This window comes from Marinoscillum sp. 108, from assembly GCF_902506655.1.
In the GTDB taxonomy this organism is placed as follows: domain Bacteria; phylum Bacteroidota; class Bacteroidia; order Cytophagales; family Cyclobacteriaceae; genus Marinoscillum; species Marinoscillum luteum.
This window is the reverse complement of the sequence record NZ_LR734817.1, coordinates 113,291-133,830: the sequence shown is the minus strand read 5'-3', so window position 1 is coordinate 133,830 and position 20,540 is coordinate 113,291. Positions and strand designations below refer to the sequence as shown.

Below are 20,540 nucleotides of genomic sequence, written 5' to 3'. Positions count from 1 at the left end.
GAGACATATCGTCATTTACCATTGCGGATCATGATAAGTGGAGGCGGCACAGGCGGACACATTTATCCTGCGATCTCCATTGCGCAGGCCTTGCAGGACATGGTACAGGATGTGGAGATTCTGTTTGTAGGCGCGCAGGGCAAAATGGAGATGAAGAAGGTGCCCGAAGCGGGATTTCAAATCGTAGGACTTTGGATCAGTGGCATTCAGCGGAGTTTGTCTGCGCAGAACCTGATGTTCCCCTTCAAAGTGATTTCCAGCTTGTTCAAAGCTTTTGGTTTGATCCGTTCATTCAAACCTCATGCGGTGATCGGCGTGGGTGGGTATGCCAGTGGGCCTTTGCTCTATGCGGCTTCCGCCAAAAAGGTGCCCACACTCATTCAGGAACAAAACTCCTACGCCGGACTGACCAACAAATGGCTGGCTGGCAGGGTGAATAAGATTTGTGTGGCTCACGATGGCATGGAAAAATACTTCCCGGCGGATAAGCTGGTAGTGACAGGAAACCCCGTCAGAAAAACCATTTTGCTCAAGCCGGACTTGAAGCCCTCTGCCTATGAGTTTTTTGGATTTGATTCATCCAAAAAGACCATACTGATAGTAGGTGGCAGCCTCGGTGCCCGATCCATCAACGAATTTATTTTGGCCGGATATGATCGCCTGGCGGCCTCTGGTTATCAGGTGATCTGGCAGACTGGTGGATATTATTTTGAAGAGATGAAACGGAGGGTCACCAACCCCTCTGCCAACATCCTCTTGAAGGATTTTGTACGGGAAATGCAGTATGCCTATGCAGTGGCTGACGTGGTGATTTCACGGGCCGGTGCCTTGTCCATTGCTGAGCTGATGCTCACGGGCAAGCCGAGCATCCTCGTACCCAGCCCCAATGTGGCAGAAGATCATCAAACCATCAATGCCATGGCACTGGTGGAGCGGGATGCCGCCGTGCTGGTAAAAGATAATGAAGCAGCTGAAAAGCTGATTGACACGGCATTTGCACTCATCGAGGATGAGGATCGAAAGCGTGTATTGAGTGAAAATATTAAGGGAATGTCTCACCCGAATTCGGCTAAGGACATTGCCAACGAAATATTGAAAATGATCGCATGAAGCTGAAAGACATACAGAGCGTATATTTTATTGGGATCGGCGGCATAGGCATGAGCGCCATCGCCCGTTGGTTCAATCAGCGAGGTGTGAAAGTAGGTGGCTACGATCGGGTAGATACCAACCTTACCACACGCCTGTCTTTGGAAGGCATGTGGGTGCACTATGAGGACAATCCCCGCAATATCCCTGCGGAGTTCATGGACAAGGAGAAAACCCTGATCATTTATACTCCCGCTATTCCGAAAAAACACGAGGAGCTGCGATACTTCCAGAAGAAGAAGTTTATCGTAATGAAGCGCTCCGAGGCACTGGGGATCATTTCCAAAAGGCACTATACCGTAGCTGTGGGGGGCACACACGGGAAGACTACTACCTCGTCTATGGTAGCGCATCTGCTTAATCAGTCAGAGAAGGGCTGCTCTGCTTTCATAGGGGGGATTATGACTAACTATGACTCTAACCTGATAGTGGGTGGGGAGGATGCTCCGGTGGTCGTGGAGGCCGATGAATTTGACCGGTCATTTCTATGGTTGTCTCCCAACTACACCGTGGTTACTTCGGTAGATCCTGATCATCTGGATATTTACGGAGATGAGGAACAGATGAAAGATGCGTTCGGTGAGTTTGTGAAACTCTCTGGTGAGGATGGTAGCACATTGATTCATCATGCTGCGGCAGAGAAGATCAACATGCACCTTGAAAACCTCTACTATACTTACGGAATCGATAAGGGCGATATTCAGGCAAAGGCACTCAGAGCCGTCAACGGAATGTTTGTGTTCAATTATCATGGCAATGAGGTCATCAAAGACCTGACCCTGTCAGTGCCAGGCTTTCACAATGTGGAGAATGCCGTGGCAGCGGTGCGGGTGGCGCTGGATTTGGGCATGGACCCTGAGACCATCAAGGCAGGTATTGCCAGCTATAGAGGTGTGAAGCGACGTTTTGAGTACATTATTAAGGACGAGAAACTCACTTTCATAGATGACTATGCACATCACCCTACGGAGATCACTGCATTTCTTAAGTCTGTAAAGGCGCTGTTTCCCAGAAAGAAACTGACAGTCATCTTTCAGCCTCATTTGTTCAGCAGAACGAGAGATTTTCAGACTGGTTTTGCGGAAAGTTTGTCTCTGGCAGATGAAATAATCCTATTGGATATCTATCCGGCTAGGGAAGAACCGATCCCCGGTATAACTTCGCAGATCATATTCGATAACATCACCAAAGAGCAGAAAATCCTGTGTGAAAAATCCGAGTTGATGGAGGTGATTGCCACCAGAAACGTGGAATTACTTTGCACCGTTGGTGCCGGAAATATTGATCAGGAAGTGCCAAAATTAAAGAGTTACTATCTAAAAAAATACCAGATTGAGTCGTGAGCTAAAAACCATATTGTTCCTTTCTGTTTCGGCATTCATCATGCTGGTGATCATTGGATTTACCGGGGTGAAAAATGGCGCCAAACCGGTGAATAATGTGCTGGTGAATATCCAGGATCAGAATGGAGATTTCTTTACAGACCAGCTGGAAATTATGAGTTTGCTGAATGCGGGCAATACCGATTATGTACTGGGTCAGTCTATTAGTATGTTGGATCTGAAGGCTTTAGAGTTGCGCGTGGAGGCGAATCCTTTTGTGAAGGAAGCGCAGATCTACAGAGATGTAAAAGGGAACCTCGTCGTGAACGTGGAGCAAGCTCAACCGATCGCGAGAATTTTCAATCGGAATGGCCCGGACCAATACATTGATGCGGATGGCACCCTGCTGCCCACTAATGCACGACATACCGCTCGTGTGCCTATTCTCGAGCTCGAGCGCTCCTTTAGCTGGGCTGAAAATATTACTGAGACGGATTATGGAAAGGATATACTGAAGATGCTGAAGTATGTGGAGAAGGATGAGTTTTGGAGAGCACAGATTGCACAGATAGTGATCGCCAGAGATGGAGAGCTTACGTTGCTCCCACAGGTGACCAAGCAGGAAATTAAATTCGGAATGCCAGATGACCTGGAAGGGAAGTTTAAAAAACTTAAGATTTTTTACAAAGAGATCTTGCCAAACAAAGGGTGGAATACCTACAGTTTGGTAAACCTCAAGTTTAAGGATCAAATCGTCTGTGAATAAAAATATGAGTCTTCGGACTGAAACTGAAAATTGCTAAAGAAATGGAAGATAAAATCATCGTCGGACTGGACATAGGTACCACCAAGATATGCGTCATCGTAGGGCGTAAAAATGAATTTGGTAAGCTGGAGGTGTTGGGCATGGGCAAGGCAGTATCTGACGGAGTGATCCGCGGTATTGTCACCAACATTGACAAAACAGTGAATGCCATTGAAAAGGCTGTTGCAGAGGCCAGTGAGCAGTCGGGTATTGATATCCGGGTGGTCAACGTTGGCATTGCCGGTCAGCACATCAAGAGCGCTGTGCATCACGGATCTATCACCCGCGATAGCGACGATGAGATCACCGTGGAGGATGTGAACAGACTTACCAATGATATGTACCGTATCGTGATTCCTCCGGGGAGCGAGATCATTCACGTGATGCCGCAGGATTACATCATCGACTATGAGGATGGTATCAAAGATCCTGTGGGAATGTCTGGGGTGAAGATGGAAGCAGACTTCCACATCATCACGGCGCAGACCAACGCCATCAATAATATCAATAAGTGCGTGCGCAGAGCAGGCCTTGATATCGAAAATCTTATCCTGGAACCTTTAGCATCCAGTTTGGCAGTGTTGAGTGATGAAGAAAAAGAAGCCGGCGTTTGTCTGGTGGACATAGGTGGTGGTACTACCGATATCGCAGTATTTTATGATAATATCATACGTCACACTGCAGTCATTCCATTTGGTGGCAACATCATCACTTCAGACATCAAGCAGGGCTGTATGGTGATGGAGCACCAGGCTGAGCAGTTGAAGACCAAATTTGGGCGGGCCATTTCTGAAGAGGCCAATCCAAATGAGATTGTATCTATTCCCGGATTGAGAAACAGGGCACCAAAGGAGATTTCATTGAAAAATCTGGCCCATGTGATCGAAGCTCGTATGGAAGAGATCATAGAGATGGTGCACACTGAGATTATCACTTCTGGGTTTCATAAAAAACTGGCAGCTGGTATCGTGGTGACTGGCGGTGGCTCGCAGCTCACCAATTTGCAGCAGTTGTTTGAGTATATGACTGGGCTGGATACACGCATTGGTTACCCCAATGAACACCTCGGCAAGAGCAAGGTGGACGCAGTGAAGAGTCCGATGTATGCTACCTCCGTAGGTTTGGTGCTATCAGGCTTTAGGGCCATAGACATCAGGGAGGACCGATATAATGAGAAAATTGCTAAAGGCAAGGCCTTGAAACCTCGCAATAAGCAGGGAGCTAAGTTTTTTCAGAATATTCTGGAGAAAACCAAGGGACTTTTGATCGATGATATCGATGATGAAAGGGATTATTAATAAGATAGAGTATTTGAAAATTGATAGAAGTGCTGTTCGTCATTCAGCCTTCGAATATTAAACGATAACGTCATGGCAGAAAATATGTATCAATTTGATTTACCCTCGCACCACAAATCCATCATTAAAGTGATCGGAGTAGGTGGAGGAGGAAGTAACGCCGTAAATCACATGTATAACCTTGGAATCAAGGATGTAGAGTTTGTGGTTTGTAACACTGATATTCAGGCGCTGGAGAGCAGTCCGGTACCTAATAAGCTTCAGCTGGGGGTAAACCTCACGGCTGGCCTGGGAGCAGGAGCAAATCCTGAAAAAGGTAAACATGCAGCGCTCGAGTCTACAGAAGACATTCGTGAGATGCTGTCTGAAGATACTAAAATGGTGTTCATCACTGCCGGAATGGGCGGTGGTACAGGTACAGGGGCCGCTCCGGTGATCGCACAGATCGCCAAGGAGATGGACATCCTGACCGTGGGTATTGTCACAGCGCCCTTTATGTTTGAAGGGCGTAAGAAAATTCAGGCCGCTAATGATGGTATTGCTGAGCTAAAAGCCAACTGTGATACCGTTCTGGTCATCCTCAATGACAAACTGAGGGAGATTTTTGGCAACCTGCCGATCAGAGAAGCCTTCGGTCAGGCGGACAATGTATTGACCACTGCGGCCAAAGGGATTGCTGAGATCATCACGGTGCCTGGTTATGTGAATGTGGATTTTGAGGATGTGAAAACCGTGATGAAAAATGCGGGTGCCGCTGTGATGGGCTCTGCACAGACACATGGTGAAAACAGAGGCCGACGTGCCGCTGAGGAAGCCCTCAATTCGCCACTGCTCAACAATCAGAATGTGAATGGTGCTGACAAAATCCTTCTCTCCATCATGTCCGGTGAGGACGCTGAGTTGCAGATGGATGAATTGGCAGATATCACAGATTACATGCAGGAGTTTGCGGGTGAGGATGCTGAGGTGATCTTCGGTCACGGCGTGGATGCCGACCTGGGCATGAACATACGGGTGACGGTCATTGCGACCGGATTCGGTGGTGTACAGGAGATCCAGCCTATAGCCAGAAAGCAAAACACCACACCAGCACCTGATTCCAAGCGTGTTTACGATTTGGAGTCATCGCGTCAGATCAAGCTGTTTGACAGTGCCAAGGACGATGAGGAGGATGAAGACGATTTTGAAGAGAAGAAAGAAACGCCCAAAAGGGATAGCTTCACATATGATTTTCTCAAAGACGAAATCAAAAAGGCCGTAGAGGAAGAAGATGAGCTGGATGACAATGACTTTGAGTTTGACCTGGGAGGCGGCTATGAAGTGTTTGATGAAAGTGACGAGGAGGAGGAAGATGAGAAGGAAGCAGACGACGATTTTTTCTCAATAGAAAGCCTGGAGCGCAATCACAGCCCTTCTAAAAAGCTGGAGTTGATGGAGCAGCGCAGAAAGCGTGAGCAAATGTTGGAGGGAACCAGTAAAGAAGATCTTTCGACCCAGAACTTTAAAGAGAAGTTTGATGTACCCGCTTACGAGCGTAAAAAGGTGACTTTTGCGAAAGTTCCACACAGTTCTGAGCGCAATATTTCAAAGTTCAATCTTACGGATGATAATCAGATACTTGGAAACAATAAGTATCTCCATGACAATGTAGATTAAGGCAGTTTTCTGCACATGACGAGGGTTGCCCAATTTATTGGGCGACCTTATTTTGTATAAAACACAGGAATGCTTGATTAAAATATTTCAATTGAGCCTTCGTTTTATTAAACTTGGACTTGAGTACCTTAATATCTTAGAAAATGAAAAAAGCGTGGGCCAACTTTGTTAAGACTTTTCAGCCAAAATACAGCGTAGTGGTGAATATGTATCATGTGGTGCCAGGCACCCCGGTGAAGAAACATGCTCATAAGCATGAGTTTGGAAAGGGCGAGCTGGATGAAGCTTCTATTTTCTTCCACAAAGTAGTTAAGAGGCACTCTCAGTTGGGTTTCCCAAATACGGAGGTGCAATTGATCAAGGGTAAGAAAACGGTGGTACAGGCGAAAAACTACGGTCCTGTGGAACTCGTGAAGGGCCTCAATGTCCAGAGTGCTTGACACATAGGATAGCATAAAAGCATTTTGAAAGCTCCCGTTGGGAGCTTTTTTTGTTATCGCCCTCTTTTTAATTGGCTCCCTTCAAGTGTTCAGTTACCACACGATAGATATTCAGGACGAGGGTCACCCCAATGAGTACAATGCAGCCGATGTAAAAATAGGGGGGAGAACCGAGCGGTTTAGGGCTGAAGAGCCGACCCACATAGGTCTGGAGAAAGATGATTTCGAGACCTATCAGGAAGACCAATATCCCCCAGTAGAGAGGTGTGGAGAGTGTTTTTTTGCTGAAAAGCAACCACGGGCTGATCATGAGTGCGACATACAGCAGAGCTGGTAAGTGATTTTTTAGGATGAATTGCCCGAAATTTTCTGGTTGCAGGTTGGCGTAGAGAAACCCAAAATGAATGAGATGGTTGACTGCCAGCAAGAGGATCAGAGTGATCAGATGTAGTCTTTTGAAGGCTGAACGATAGATTTTGCGCAGACCAGTGGCACCGATCCAAAGGAGAATAATGGTGATGAGTACAAAGGACGTTCTTGCCGAATACCTGGCAGATAGCTGATAGAGTGCTTCTGGTGTATTATTCAGTACCCAAAAGTAGATACCGGTTTCCCATAGAATAATCAGCATAACAAGAACGGCTATTTTCCTGAACATACTCTTATTCCAAAATATCCCGAAACTCTGTAAGCGCAGTACTGTTTCCTATGACAGTCAGGGTGTCGCCCAGAAGTAGATGTGTGTCTCCGTGTGGGATAAAGACTTCATCATCCCTGCGCAGGACCACTAGGGACCCTGAAGGGGGGAATGCCACTTCCATCACCTGTTTTCGGTGTAGTTCTTTTCTTGTGAGGAGTATTTCCTCTATCCGGTACATACCAAAACTTTCCGACAAGGAGGTAAGTGTTTCAGGTCTCACGATCATGTCTTCTACATAGCCGGCAAGCAATTCATCAATGTCTATCAGTTTTAGATCTGATTCGGTATCCACAAGTTCATGTGAAGCCGACTGTTTCCTCAGTATGATCTTACTGTGATTCAATTTGTTTTTGACATACAGTGCCAGTTGCTGGTTGAGTTTTTTGGACTCCGTAAGCATAATCACCAGGTCAGGGGTGCGGATATCCAGTTCACCGAAAACAGAAGTATCCAACTCATCCACAGCCCATATATTGAGGTTTTTTTGTTCAAAATCAGGAATAATTGCTTGATTCTGAATGATCGTCAGGCATGGGATATCGTGCATTTTCATGCGCTCGGCAAGTAGTAAACTGGCCTTGCTGCCACCGAAAATATAGATGCTATAGTAGAGGTCTTCTTCCTGGCTGAAGAACTTATAGGCCAGAGGTGAGAGTAAACTGGTGAAAATGGCCGCTGCCACGATGGCGGCATTGTCTGCGGCAGTGATCACCTGCAATGACAGACCTATTTGCGCGGCAGCTATGGTCAATCCCATACGGGCGGTCAGTAATACTCCTCCGGCCAGTGCTTTTTTTAATCCAAAAACTTTAATGAGGATAAGGGCGGGTAACACCTGGGTAGCAAAAAAGCCCAGCACCAGGGTGAGTACAAAAGGAATGGATTCGCCAAATTGGCTCAGTGCCGACACATCCAGTTGCACCCCTACCATGATGAAAAATATGGGAATGAAGAAGCCATAACTCATGCCGTCCAGCTTAAATACCAGTGCGGAGCGTTCTTTATTGATAAACAAGCTGAGTAGTACGCCGGCAAAAAAGGCGCCCATAGCCAGCTCCGTATCTATGAGGTAGGCAATGAGCACAAAAAACAAAAGCAAAGCCACTGTGCCCCTTACTCTGATCTGGCTGGCGGCATGCTCCAGGGTGTAGAGTACCTTTTGGAAGGTGCGTACTTTGATAAGTCGGCGACCGATGACATAGGTGAGTATGAATACGATGAAGATGACGGTAAAAAGCAAGAGCTCCACCTGAAAGCCATTTTTCAGCACCCCGGAATACACCGAAATAAGGATGATACTCATGATGGTGGCAATAGCCCCTTCCATGAGCATGATCTGCCCAAATTTTCGTGTAAGCTCGCCTTCAGATTTCAGGATGGGTACTGTAATGCTCAAGGCAACAGTGGGGAAGAGCAGAATGTAAAATATCAGATCGATTTCGATAAACTGACTGATGAGCCATGCCATTGGGATGGACAAAAACAATGAGCCGAAATAGATAAATAAAGCCACGAGCAGGGAATTACTCAGGATATCAATGATCCTGATCCGTCCCTTGGGTAAAGAGGAGATCATCTTTGGGACGTCAATCTCCAGGCCCGATAGGAAAATTAAGAATAGAAAACCTGTACCTGCCAGGAAATCCATCAAAGGCGTGGGTTCGATCAGATCCAGTACATAGGGCCCTACAATCACCCCCATCACGATTTCCACAATCACTGAAGGTACCTTGCTCACTTCCAGCCAGGAAAGTATGAGCGGAACGATCCAAGCGATTATGAAAATGACAAATAAAGGCCAGTAGTTGAAGAATTCCATGTAGTATGACTGCTATTTTGTTGAAAAATAGGCAAAAAATATCATGGACATATCAAATTGGACCTACAAGTTGATGGGCCGTCGATGATATCCCCGATAGCTCAATCGATTAGCGCGCCGTGATTAAGCGGTGGCTAACTTTTTGTCATAGGATCCGGTACCTAGCTGGTGTAGCAAAGAGAAATGGCTCCTCAGGGCATCCAGAAAAGTTCTGTGTTGGTGATAAGGCACATCATACTCCTCTGCCGTTTGCTTCACGATGGCAGAGATGTGTCTGTAGTGCACATGGCAGATGTGTGGGAAAAGGTGATGCTCTATCTGAAAGTTCAGACCTCCTACAAACCAGGAGAAGAACACACTTTTGTTGGCGAAATTGGCCGTAGTTCTCAGCTGATGAACCGCCCAATTATTTTCTATGCTTCCGTTTTCATCGGGCACGTAGAAGTTAGTTTCGTGAATCACATGGGCAGGCTGAAAAATAAGGGCAAGGAACAATCCACTGATAAAATGCATCAGCAAAAAGCCCAAAAGCACTTGCCACCAGGGAAGCGCAATAACGATGATTGGTAGCGCCAAAAAGATGGCCAGATACCAAACCTTATTGAAAATTACTTCAGCCAACGCTGAAGCAAATGTGTAACCTTGGGGGGCTAGCAGGTCTCTTTTATGATAACGGATGACTTGTTCAAAGTCTTTGCTCAAAAACCAATAAATGGTCATAATCCCATAAAGAAAAGGGGCATAGAAGACCTGAAATCTATAAATGCTTTTGCGTTCCTGCGTAGGCGAAAATCGCATGACACCTTCTTTTGCAATGTCCTCATCATGGCCATCTACATTGGTAAATGAATGATGCAATACATTATGTTGAATCTTCCAGTTGGTATGATAGGCACCAAGAAAATTTAATAGATAGCCCAACACATTGTTGACGTGCTTGTTTTGTGAATAAGCACCATGATTGGCATCATGCATGATGGATAGACCTATACCTGACATTCCAATGCCCATCAGGGTCCACATGCCGATAACGCCCCAAAGGGAGGTTACTACGCCGGTGATCATCAGGATCATAGGAGTAAAATATAAAGCAATCATGAAAGCTGTCTTGAATTTCATTTCAAGGTTGGCGTGACGAGAGATATTGTTCTCCTTGAAGTGGGCGTTAACGCGTTTTCGTAGCTCTTTGAAGAATTCAGGACGATCCTGAGCGTTAAACTTAACCGAAGGTTGACTCATATTGAAGGGTTTAAGACCCCAAGATAACTCTTAATGCCAGTATTTAAATGAAATATTTGGTTTGTTATTAAAAGCTGATGGCATTTATACGCCGGATTAACCCATTTGTGAGGCCAATAATCTTCGGTGATAGTTGACCTGACCAAGGTGGTAATTGAGGTGTCCCTCCAAATGCACAAGAAAATGGAGGGTAGTCATTGGTTTCCCGAAAACTTCTATGGGGTATATATCATTTAATTGCTCATCATTCAGCTTAGTAAGTGTAGCAGAAACCACCGCAATCGTTTCCTGAATGTCCTGAAGGATTTTGGCTTTTGGTACATTCCGATCAGAGAACTCTGCTTCCCTATTCCTCACATAGCCGGTGTCTCCCAATACCGCCCCAATGAAGTGCTGAAGGTTCCCAACCAGATGCAAGGCCAGATTGCCCGCAGAGTTAGTGATACCGGGAGCTGTTTTCCAAAGATCTGATTCTTCAGAGTAGCTGTCCACCTCTCTGATTAATATGTTAAGGTCTTTTTCAAACAGGGTAATGAGAATTTCTTTCATGTGTTTAGCCAATTGCGTTTTTTAGATCTTCTATGAGGTCTTCAATGTCTTCTATCCCTACCGAAAGTCGGATGAGGGAGTCAGTAAGTCCGGCCTCCAGTCTTTGTTCACGAGGAATGCTCGCGTGGGTCATGCTGGCAGGGTGCCCGGCCAGAGATTCCACTCCACCCAGAGACTCTGCAAGGGTGAAAACTTTGAGGTTTTCCAATACTTTGAAAGCGGCAGCCTGACTGTCGTCTGCCAGCACGAACGAGATCATGCCACCAAATCTCTTCATTTGCTTTTTGGCCACTTCATGGTTGGCATGGTCTTCAAATCCTGGCCAGTACACGTGCTTCACCTTCGGGTGGTCCTTTAGGTATCTGGCTACTTGTTCCCCATTGTCACAGTGTCTGTCCATTCGTACATGCAGGGTCTTGATGCCTCGCAATACCAAAAAACAGTCCTGTGGGCCCGGTATGGCTCCGGAGGAGTTTTGGACAAAGCCAATTTGCTCATCAATTTTGGGATCGTTGGATCCCACAAAGCCCATGACTACATCAGAGTGGCCTGCAATGTATTTGGTGACCGAGTGCATCACCATATCTGCTCCCATGTCCATGGGGTTTTGCAGGTATGGGCTGGCAAAGGTGTTATCTACCACTGTTTTTGCGCCAACAGATTTGGCGAGATTCACCACCGCACGGATATCCACGATGCTCATCATCGGATTGGTGGGGGTTTCTATCCATACCAGTCGGGTTTTTGGGCTCAGTGCTTTTTTCACCGACTCGAGATCCTGCATGTTCACAAAGGTGAACTTCAGGCCATAGCGCTCATATATTTTCGTGAAAATCCTGTAAGTGCCACCATAGAGGTCGTTGGTACTTACGATTTCGTCTCCGGGTTCCAGTGTCTTCAAGATGGCATCTGTGGCACCCATTCCTGAGCTAAAACATCTGCCAAATTGGGCATTTTCAAGGGCCGCCAGATTAGCTTCCAATGCCGTTCTTGTAGGGTTCTGCGTTCGGGCATATTCATAGCCCTTATGCTGCCCGGGAGAGGCCTGTGCGTAAGTAGAGGTCTGGTAGATAGGTGTCATGATGGCACCTGTGGTAGGGTCGGGCTCCTGGCCGGCGTGTATTGCTTTGGTTCCGAATTTCATCGCTTATTGTTAGGGTCTTTTTTGGGTACGAGTTGTTAGGCAGCAAAGTTAGAAGAATACCTGACTTCCTGAAGGGAATGTCGGGAAGTGGACGGGAAGTTTTTTTGAAATCAGAACCCTGAATGACAACTTTTGCAATGATTATTTCGTAAAGCACTTAAGTTGCAAAATAAATAACTCACTATCTTGTAAAACACTTAAATATTGTAATGTCATAATGAATTAGGTAAATGTTGGTTTACAATATTGAGTGCACCCCCGGTTTCCGGGGGTGTTTTTTTTGACCCATCCTTTTTTATACAAAACATGAAAAAATAAAACCTATCAGGACAAACTTCGTATTTGTTTTTTATACATTTAAGGAAGTTATAAAACTTAAGCGGAATGAAAGGAACTAATTTGGGTGAATTTGAGGAGGTGGTGTTGCTGACCATTGCCTCCCTGATGGATGAAGCCTACAGCGTGAATATAGTAGACGAAATTGAGAAAGTGACTGGCCGGGCCACTAAGTTGGGAGTGGTGCATGCTGTGCTCAAGAGGCTGGAGGATAAAGGGTATATTAGTTCAGAGCTCGGAGAACCTACCAAGGAACGAGGCGGTCGACGTAAACGATTTTTTAAGATTTCTCATTCAGGAAAAGTGTCTTTATTGAAGGCCAGGGAGCAGCGGGATCAGTTATGGAACACTATTCCAGATGTGGTTTTTGAAGGATTGATATGAGCAGACAAGAAACCCCTCCCAAATGGCTCGACAGGTTGCTGGGTTGGTACTGCCGACCAGACCTGCTGGAAGATTTGCAGGGAGACCTGCACGAATATTACCATCGAAACCTGTCAAGAGGCAGGTTCAGGGCCAATTTTATTTACGTGATAGATGTCCTTAAGTTTTTCAGGCCCTACACAATTAAGAAAAACCAAACACTTCATTCTTTCAATCCATTTTTTATGTTGGGAAACTATTTCAAAACCTCAGTGCGTAGCCTGGCCAGAAACAAAGTGTTTTCGGCAATCAACATTGTGGGGCTCGCCATATCAATGTCTGTGGGCATTCTGATGATCACCTACATCAATGAGCTGCTTAGCTTTGATAAGTTTCATCAGAATGGTAACCGGATCTACAGGATCCTCACTACCTACAAGGGTATCACGAATAACGAATCCGTGGACCTGGCGTCTACTTCCATTTTTATCGGCCGGAGACTGCAGGAGGACTATACAGGGATAGAGCAGCTGACTATTTTGAGGAGGAACTTCTCAGCGGATCTCAAAACGAGCGAGAAGATCATTAGTGCTGAGGGACTCTGGGCTTCTGAGAATTTCTTTGATGTATTTGATTTTGAGTTGGTAGCTGGCAACCCCGCCACGGTACTGCACGATCCCAAATCAATAGTCATCACAGAGTCACTGTCCAAAAAGTTGTTTGAAGAGGGTGAACCCATAGGGCAGATCATAGAGCTGGTGGGACAGGAGCGCTATGGGTTTCAAAGTGGGACCATTACCGGGGTGGTGAAGGACCCGCCGGCAAGTTCTCACATGCAGTTTGAGATGTTGGGTTCCCTAAGTACGCTGGAGCATTATGCAGCAGGACAAGAGGGAGAATCTTTTCTGACCAGTTATAATAGCGTCTGGATGAATTATGTCTATGTGCTTTTACCCGAAAATCAGCGCGTGGATGTGATAAAGAAACACCTGGATCAGATTGCAGCTGAGGAAGGAGAAAAGTATGACCGTTTTTTCATCTCCTATGAGCTTCAAAACCTACTGAAAATAGTGCCGGGAAGAGACCTGTCTAACCAGATAGGGCCAACGGTGAGATGGAATATGATCTATTTGCTGGTAGGGCTTACTTTGATTGTTATTTTGTCTGCCTGTTTCAATTATACCAACTTGTCAATTGCCAGATCACTAAGAAGGGCAAAGGAAGTAGGGATCAGAAAAGTGGTTGGAGCCGGACGCGCACACATTCTTACACAGTTTGTTTTTGAAGCCATTTTGGTGGCTGTGGTGGCCTTGATGATGGGCTACGGTCTGTTTCTATTAATCAAGCAGGAATTTATTCATCTGTTTTTCCAAAATCAGGAGATCACACTGGATTTTCAATGGATCCATCTTGTCTACTTTATGGCCTTTGCACTCGTCATTGGTGTGGCGGCTGGTATTTTACCCTCTGTATTTCTTTCCGGCCTCAAAGCCCTGAAAGTATTTAAAGACCCTGGTAGCATGAAGCTCTTCGGAGGAGTGAGCCTGCGCAGAATGCTGATCGTGTTTCAATTTACCTTATCCATTGGTTTTATTATTGGGGCTACCATTTCCTATAAACAGTATCAGTTTGCAGTGAATTTTGATTTGGGCTTTGAGACTAAAAACATCCTGAATATTGAGCTCCAGGGCAATGACGCCAATATATTGATCAGTGAGTTTTTGAAAATACCCGAGGTGGAAGGTATCTCCATGTCAGGTATGCTCCCTGCCACTGGAGAAGTGTGGGGTGATGAGGCCAAATACAAGGACCCTATGGACTCAGTGAATATCCACGTCAACTATGTGAGTAAGGACTATTTGGGTTTGCATCAATTTGAATTCTTAGCTGGCGGCACCTTCCCACACGATCTCAAAAAGGATGAAGACCCCAAGTTTACCATTATCAATGAACGACTCATGCGGCGCTTTGGGATGGAGAGCCCTCAGGAAGCCCTCGGCGAAGTGCTGACGGTAGATGGCAGCAAGAAAGTCCAAATTGTGGGCGTAGTGAAGGACTTTCAACATCAGAGAATTACAGAAGGGCATGAACCGTTTGCTTTTTTGCAGGGCTATGAGGACTATCAGGTGCTCAATTTGAAAGTGGCCAGCGGGGATATGGTAGGGTTTATGACGAAGCTGGAAGCCGTGTGGAAGGCAGTCGATGCGGTCCATCCTTTTCGGGCCGAGTTTTACGACGATAAGATACAAAAGGCCTATACCCAATATCAGACCTACTTCAAGGTGATTGGATTTCTGGCTTTTCTGGCAATTTCTATCGCCGCACTTGGACTGCTCGGCATGGCTATTTTCACTACGGAGACACGCATGAAGGAGATTAGCATCAGAAAAGTCCTCGGCGCTACCGAACAGCACCTGATCTATATTTTATCCCGTGGGTTTGTGGTGATGTTGGTGGTTGCTTCTCTCATTGCTGTGCCCACTACCTACCTGCTCTTTGAGCACATGGTATTGAATGACCTGGCCAATCGGATTGTCGTCGGTCCATTAGAACTTCTTTCAGGAGTAGCGGTCATTTTCGCAGTGAGTATGTTGACCATTGGGTGGCAAACCGCCAGGGCTGCGCGTACCAATCCGGCTGAGATGCTAAGGGACGAGTGATTTTTCCATGTACTACAGAAGTTAAAATCCGCTCAGGCGGATTTTTTTGTTTGTGATGGTTATCTTTATCACCCCTTCCAGTGCACACTCTTTTAACGCCATATGAGAATATACCTTTGTGCGCTATTTGTCGCATTGATCATTTTACCCCTAAGAAGCCAGAACATTGATAGCCTAACGCATGAACTCAATCGAAGTGAGGGATCTGTGAGGATGGACTTGCTATTTCAGCTCTCCGAGGCTTATATGTATCAGGATTGGGAGATGTCCCTGCAATATGCACGTGAAGCCGCCAAACTCGTGGAGGAAGAAAAGGATTCCAAAAGAGCGTTTGAATCGGCTTATGTATTGTCCAGGGCACTTGAGGGGTTGGGGAATTATGCCGAGGCACTCACCTACGGCAAACTGGCTGAGGAGTTGGCCCAAAATGACGTAGACAAAGCAAACATCTTACATCATCTGGGCCATACTTATGAATCGCTCTCCGAGTTTCAGAGCGCATTGGACTACCAACTCAAGTCCATTGAGCTAAGAAAGAAAAACGGAGATTTGAAAAAGCTGGCCAATGCCTACAATTCATTGGCGTTTGTGTACAAGGGCATGTCGCTTTACGATAGGGCCATTGTGACTCTACAAGAGAGTTTGTCGATCAGCAAGGGGCTTGGTGATGCGATGGGTGTTTCAAAGGCCACCTTCAATATAGGCCTGATGACCATGGAGATGAACCGACATGCCGAGGCGATACCCTTCTTCAAGAAGGCCATGGCTGGCCTCAATGAGGAGGACTTCCCGCATCAGTTTAGTTACTATTATAACAATATGGCCAACTGCTTTGAGAAGCAATTGCACATCAACGCCGCTTTTTATGATTCGGCGTTAATCTACGGCAAGAAGAGTCTGGCGATCAAAAAACGGCTGAATAACCTCCGTGGCGTAGCCAATTCGCATAATACACTGGCAGCTACTTATGAGCGAGCGAGTGATTACAAAAACTCGTACTATCATGCCACTGAAGCCCTTAGGTTATCAGATAGCCTCGATTTCAAACCCATTAAGAGAAATGCCCTGAGCTATCTGATCACGGCGGAGTTGGGGTTAGGCAAGACGGAGTTTACCAATGACCACTTCGAAGAGTATATCGATGTGGTGGAGGAAATCAACGAAGCCTCCTACTCACGGACACTGTCTGAAATGGCTTTCAAGTACGAAACAGATAAAAAAGAGGCGGAGAATTTACTCCTCAGGACAGAGGCGGAGCAGCATAGGCTCGTGAATATCTTACTCATCATTTTGGCCACAGTGCTGGTGGCCGGGTTAGTGCTCCTGTTCTATTTTTTCAGGCTAAAGCAAAGGACCAATCAAAAGCTAAGTGCGGATAAAAAGCTGATAGAGGAGCAGGCAGAGAAGTTGTCAGAACTCAACGACCTGAAGTCGCAATTCTTTGCCAATGTAAGCCATGAACTTCGAACCCCGCTCACATTGATACAGGGGCATGCTGAAGATGCCATGAATGTGAAAAAGCTGCCTGCACAGGCCTCAGAGCCTCTCAAAAAGATCAAGAGAAATGTACACCAGTTGGCAGTCATGGTGAATGATTTACTGGACCTTTCCAAAATTGAGCTGAGGCAAAAACTGGTCACAGTGAAACCAGTGGATGTAGATGGTTTGCTCAAGCGAATCTGTGGTGCTTTTTCCTCCCTTGCCGAAAGCCGACAGATTTCACTTGCTTATACCAGCAACCAGCATGAGGTCACAGCCGCAATGTTGGATGAAGCACAGTTCGAAAAAGTCATCAATAACCTCATCTACAATGCATTTAAGTTTACGCCAGCAGGAGGCTCTGTAAAAGTGATAATGACCCGGGTACTGGAAGGTATTGAGGTGACTGTTGCAGACGATGGTACTGGAATCAAGCCGGAAGAATTGCCGTATGTCTTCGATCGCTTTTATCAGGCCAAAGATCAGATGTCTACCTCTTTTGGATCCGGGATGGGGCTTGCCATCTCCAAGGAGTTGATCGATATGATGGGGGGGCAGCTTTCTGTGACCAGTGAGCTGGGAAAGGGCAGCACGTTTAGAATGATTTTGCAACCAACCGATGAAACTCCGGATGCCCTTGTGGGTGATAGTCACCAGCCTGAGGTAGTCTCTTCTGGAGACCCACGGCTGGATACTTTGGAAATACCTTCGGATACCTCCGTGATGGTTGTAGAGGACAATCCGGACATCAGGACCTATCTGGCCACCATTTTGAGGGATCATTTTCAGATCATGATGGCTGAGCATGGGCAGGATGCTTTGGATCAGTTGGAGCGTGAGAGCCCCGACCTGATCCTGACAGATGTGATGATGCCAGTGATGAATGGATGGGAATTTATTGAGGCTTTGCAGGAGAAACCCGCTCTGGCTAAAATCCCCATCATCGTGCTCACCGCTGTGGCCGAAAATCAGGAGCGGATCAAGGGACTCAGAATGGGAGTAGATGATTACATCCTCAAACCGTTTGAAGCCGAGGAACTCCTGATAAGAATTTCCAATGTGGTAAAAAACCTGCGCGAGCGCATCAAGTGGGCCAAAGAATTCGAAGAGGAAGATGAAAAAGTCCAGCTTGGTGACCAGCATGATCTGGTGCTCAATATCAGAGAATATGTGAAAGAGCATGTTGCTGAAAAATCCCTGAATGTACTGCAGGTGGCCATGCACCTGGGGCTGAGTGAGCGTCAGCTTTACAGGAAAACAGCAGAGGCAGTGGGTATGTCACCTTCCAAGCTGATTCAGGAAATCAAACTTCAGCATGCCAGGGAGCTGCTGATCAGCAATAGATTTGATAAGCTTTCACAGATCGCCGGAGCGGTGGGTTTTGATTCTACTTCGCACTTTTCTAAACTTTATTTGGAAAGGTTTGGGAAAAAACCAATCGATTATTTCTCTTAGTGCTCTTTAACCCGGAGGGATGAACATCAAGCCAGCAGACAGACTTGCGCAATTTTCAGAGTATTATTTTTCAGCAAAGCTGAGGGCCATTCGTGAGCTCATCGCACAGGGGAGACCTATTGTCAACCTGGGAATCGGTAGTCCGGATCAGATGCCTCATGCCGGGGTGATCGGGGCACTTCAGGAAACGGCCCAGTCTGGCGACTCACATGGTTATCAGCCTTATCAGGGTTTACCTGCACTCGGAGATGCCATTAGGGAGTTTTATGCGCGTGCATACCAGGTGAATGTTGAAGACAAGGCAGTACTACCCCTTTTGGGCTCCAAAGAAGGAATCATGCATACATCCCTGGCTTACCTCAATCCGGGTGATCAGGTGTTGATTCCCGCTTTGGGTTACCCCACTTATACTTCCGTCACCAGAATTGTTGGGGCGGAGCCTGTCTACTTCCCTCTGATGGAAACTTCCGACTGGGCACCCGATTGGGAGTTTTTGGAGCAGTTGGATTGCTCCAAAGTGAAAATACTATGGATTAACTATCCTCACATGCCCTCTGGTACCAGAGCGGATAAGGCCTTATTGACCCGGTACGTTGATTTCGCCCGATCACGAAACATTCTCCTCTGTCATGACAATCCTTATAGTTTCATATTGAACGACAGTCCTCTGAGTATTTTCAACATAGAAGGGGCCGAGGAGGTGGCCATCGAACTCAATTCTTTGTCTAAATCCTTTAACATGGCCGGATGGAGAGTAGGCTGGGCCATGGGGAGCGAGAAGCTGATACAACCGGTTCTCCAGATTAAGAGCAATATGGATTCCGGGATGTTCAAGCCCGTGCAGTTGGCGGCCATAGAGGCCTTAAACCTTGATCGCAGTTGGTTTGATGGACTGAATGATCAATACCGGAAGCGGCAGCTTGTTGGATTTAGGATCATGGACTTACTCAATTGTCAATATTCGGATCATCAGGCGGGTATGTTCGTTTGGGCCAAGGCACCCAATGGTGATGGTGAAGCATTTGTAGAGGAAATCCTGGATCGGTATGATGTCTTTATGGCGCCGGGGTTTATCTTCGGAGAAGCCGGAAGATCATATATTCGCCTGTCGCTTTGTGCTTCGGTAGAGTTGTTGGAGGAGGTTTATAATCGCATGTCATGAAAGTATTATTTGTAGGTACAGGATTAATTGGAGGCTCCTTTTCACTGGCAATGAGGGCTGGTGGCTTTTTATCTGAGGCTGGCGGCTATAGCCGCAACCCTGCCAATCTTGACCGATCCATTGCGCTGGGGATCATCGATCAAAAGTTTGACACCCTTGAGTTGGGGATTCAGTGGGCAGACTGGATCATTCTTTCCATTCCTGTGGATGTCATTAGCAAGCAGCTTCCCGGGATTTTGGATCAGCTTCGATCAGGACAGGTGGTGATAGATTTTGGGTCTACCAAAGGCAAGATATGCGAGGTAGTGGCTGACCACCCCCATAGGGCACAATTTATTGCAGCTCATCCCATAGCCGGTACAGAGTATAGCGGTCCTGATGCGGCGTTTGCCACCCTTTTCGAGGAAAAACTCATGATCATCTGTGAGGGTGATAAAACCGCAGAGAAATCCCTCGCTTCCTTCAAGAAAGTTTGTCAGGGGTTGAAGATGCGCCTGGAACTTATGGAAGCGAAGGCTCATGATCGTCATCTGGCTTATATTTCACACCTCAGCCACATTACCTCATTTGCCCTGAGCAATGCCGTACTCGACAAAGAAAAAGATGGCGACATCATCCTGGAACTCGCTGGTTCCGGATTTGCTTCCACCGTTCGGTTGGCCAAGAGCTCACCAGAGATGTGGGCTCCCATTTTTATGGAAAACAAAGAAATGGTGTTGGAGGCGTTGAGCAATTTCCTGCATAAGGCTGAAGACTTCAAAAAAATGCTTGAGGAAAATGATGCCTCCGGGCTGCAGAAGTTTTTGGAGTCAGGAAGAAACATTCGAAGGGTCATCAACTGAAAAATTCCATTTTTTTGGCATCCAAAACTCCCATAAATAGGGTATTTATTGGTTGATTTCTCAGTTTAATGGATTTTATTGAGGGTTTCTGTTTTATATTTCGTTTTCACCGCTGGACGAAA

General features: G+C 46.3%; 16 protein-coding genes. 11 read left to right on the top strand and 5 right to left on the bottom strand.

Annotation, left to right across the window (positions count from 1 at the left end; all coding sequences use genetic code 11):
* The first annotated feature begins 30 nt into the window (after nt 1-30).
* From murG to GV030_RS17865, 6 genes are all read left to right on the top strand, one after another.
* Nucleotides 31-1,110: an undecaprenyldiphospho-muramoylpentapeptide beta-N-acetylglucosaminyltransferase gene (gene murG / locus GV030_RS17890; protein ID WP_159584730.1), complete on the top strand. Its 1,080-nt coding sequence runs from the start codon at nt 31-33 to the stop codon at nt 1,108-1,110.
* Nucleotides 1,107-2,492 carry a UDP-N-acetylmuramate--L-alanine ligase gene (murC, locus tag GV030_RS17885; RefSeq protein ID WP_159584729.1) on the top strand — a complete coding sequence of 462 codons (1,386 nt, stop codon included), beginning with the start codon at nt 1,107-1,109 and terminating at the stop codon, nt 2,490-2,492. Before murG ends, murC begins: the two co-directional genes overlap by 4 nt.
* Nucleotides 2,482-3,237, top strand: a complete 756-nt coding sequence (locus tag GV030_RS17880) for a cell division protein FtsQ/DivIB (protein ID WP_159584728.1) — start codon at nt 2,482-2,484, stop codon at nt 3,235-3,237. The genes murC and GV030_RS17880 overlap by 11 nt, the downstream gene beginning before the upstream one ends.
* Before the next feature lie 41 nt (nt 3,238-3,278).
* Nucleotides 3,279-4,574 carry a cell division protein FtsA gene (ftsA, locus tag GV030_RS17875; RefSeq protein ID WP_159584727.1) on the top strand — a complete coding sequence of 432 codons (1,296 nt, stop codon included), beginning with the start codon at nt 3,279-3,281 and terminating at the stop codon, nt 4,572-4,574.
* A 72-nt stretch (nt 4,575-4,646) separates the two neighbouring features.
* Nucleotides 4,647-6,230 (top strand): cell division protein FtsZ, encoded by a 1,584-nt coding sequence (gene ftsZ, locus GV030_RS17870; RefSeq protein WP_159584726.1) that lies wholly within the window; start codon nt 4,647-4,649, stop codon nt 6,228-6,230.
* 143 nt (nt 6,231-6,373) lie between these two features.
* Nucleotides 6,374-6,670: a hypothetical protein gene (locus GV030_RS17865; protein WP_159584725.1), complete on the top strand. Its 297-nt coding sequence runs from the start codon at nt 6,374-6,376 to the stop codon at nt 6,668-6,670.
* A 67-nt stretch (nt 6,671-6,737) separates the two neighbouring features.
* Here the strand turns inward: GV030_RS17865 and GV030_RS17860 are convergent, their stop codons facing one another.
* From GV030_RS17860 to GV030_RS17840, 5 genes are all read right to left on the bottom strand, one after another.
* The gene (locus GV030_RS17860; RefSeq protein WP_159584724.1) at nt 6,738-7,301 is read right to left on the bottom strand and encodes a hypothetical protein; all 564 of its coding nucleotides are present in this window, start codon (nt 7,299-7,301) and stop codon (nt 6,738-6,740) included.
* A gap of 31 nt (nt 7,302-7,332) precedes the next feature.
* Complete coding sequence (locus tag GV030_RS17855) at nt 7,333-9,189, bottom strand: cation:proton antiporter (RefSeq protein WP_159584723.1); 1,857 nt, start codon at nt 9,187-9,189, stop codon at nt 7,333-7,335.
* A 123-nt stretch (nt 9,190-9,312) separates the two neighbouring features.
* Nucleotides 9,313-10,428 carry an acyl-CoA desaturase gene (locus tag GV030_RS17850; protein ID WP_159584722.1) on the bottom strand — a complete coding sequence of 372 codons (1,116 nt, stop codon included), beginning with the start codon at nt 10,426-10,428 and terminating at the stop codon, nt 9,313-9,315.
* Nucleotides 10,429-10,524: 96 nt separating this feature from the next.
* Entirely contained in the window at nt 10,525-10,977 is a 453-nt protein-coding gene (locus GV030_RS17845; RefSeq protein WP_159584721.1) for a DinB family protein, read from the bottom strand.
* A 4-nt stretch (nt 10,978-10,981) separates the two neighbouring features.
* The gene (locus GV030_RS17840; protein WP_159584720.1) at nt 10,982-12,121 is read right to left on the bottom strand and encodes a cystathionine gamma-synthase; all 1,140 of its coding nucleotides are present in this window, start codon (nt 12,119-12,121) and stop codon (nt 10,982-10,984) included.
* 384 nt (nt 12,122-12,505) lie between these two features.
* Here GV030_RS17840 and GV030_RS17835 point away from each other — a divergent pair, with 384 nt between their 5' ends.
* The 5 genes from GV030_RS17835 (at nt 12,506) to GV030_RS17815 (ending at nt 20,418) form a co-directional block, all read left to right on the top strand.
* On the top strand, nt 12,506-12,841 hold the full coding sequence (locus GV030_RS17835; protein ID WP_159584719.1) for a PadR family transcriptional regulator: 336 nt from the start codon (nt 12,506-12,508) through the stop codon (nt 12,839-12,841).
* Nucleotides 12,838-15,480, top strand: a complete 2,643-nt coding sequence (locus GV030_RS17830) for an ABC transporter permease (RefSeq protein WP_159584718.1) — start codon at nt 12,838-12,840, stop codon at nt 15,478-15,480. Before GV030_RS17835 ends, GV030_RS17830 begins: the two co-directional genes overlap by 4 nt.
* Nucleotides 15,481-15,582: 102 nt before the next feature.
* Nucleotides 15,583-18,414, top strand: coding sequence for a response regulator (locus tag GV030_RS17825; RefSeq protein ID WP_159584717.1), 2,832 nt, complete (start codon nt 15,583-15,585; stop codon nt 18,412-18,414).
* A gap of 19 nt (nt 18,415-18,433) precedes the next feature.
* Nucleotides 18,434-19,576, top strand: coding sequence for a pyridoxal phosphate-dependent aminotransferase (locus GV030_RS17820; RefSeq protein WP_159584716.1), 1,143 nt, complete (start codon nt 18,434-18,436; stop codon nt 19,574-19,576).
* On the top strand, nt 19,573-20,418 hold the full coding sequence (locus tag GV030_RS17815) for a prephenate dehydrogenase (protein WP_159584715.1): 846 nt from the start codon (nt 19,573-19,575) through the stop codon (nt 20,416-20,418). The genes GV030_RS17820 and GV030_RS17815 overlap by 4 nt, the downstream gene beginning before the upstream one ends.
* Nucleotides 20,419-20,540 lie beyond the last annotated feature (122 nt).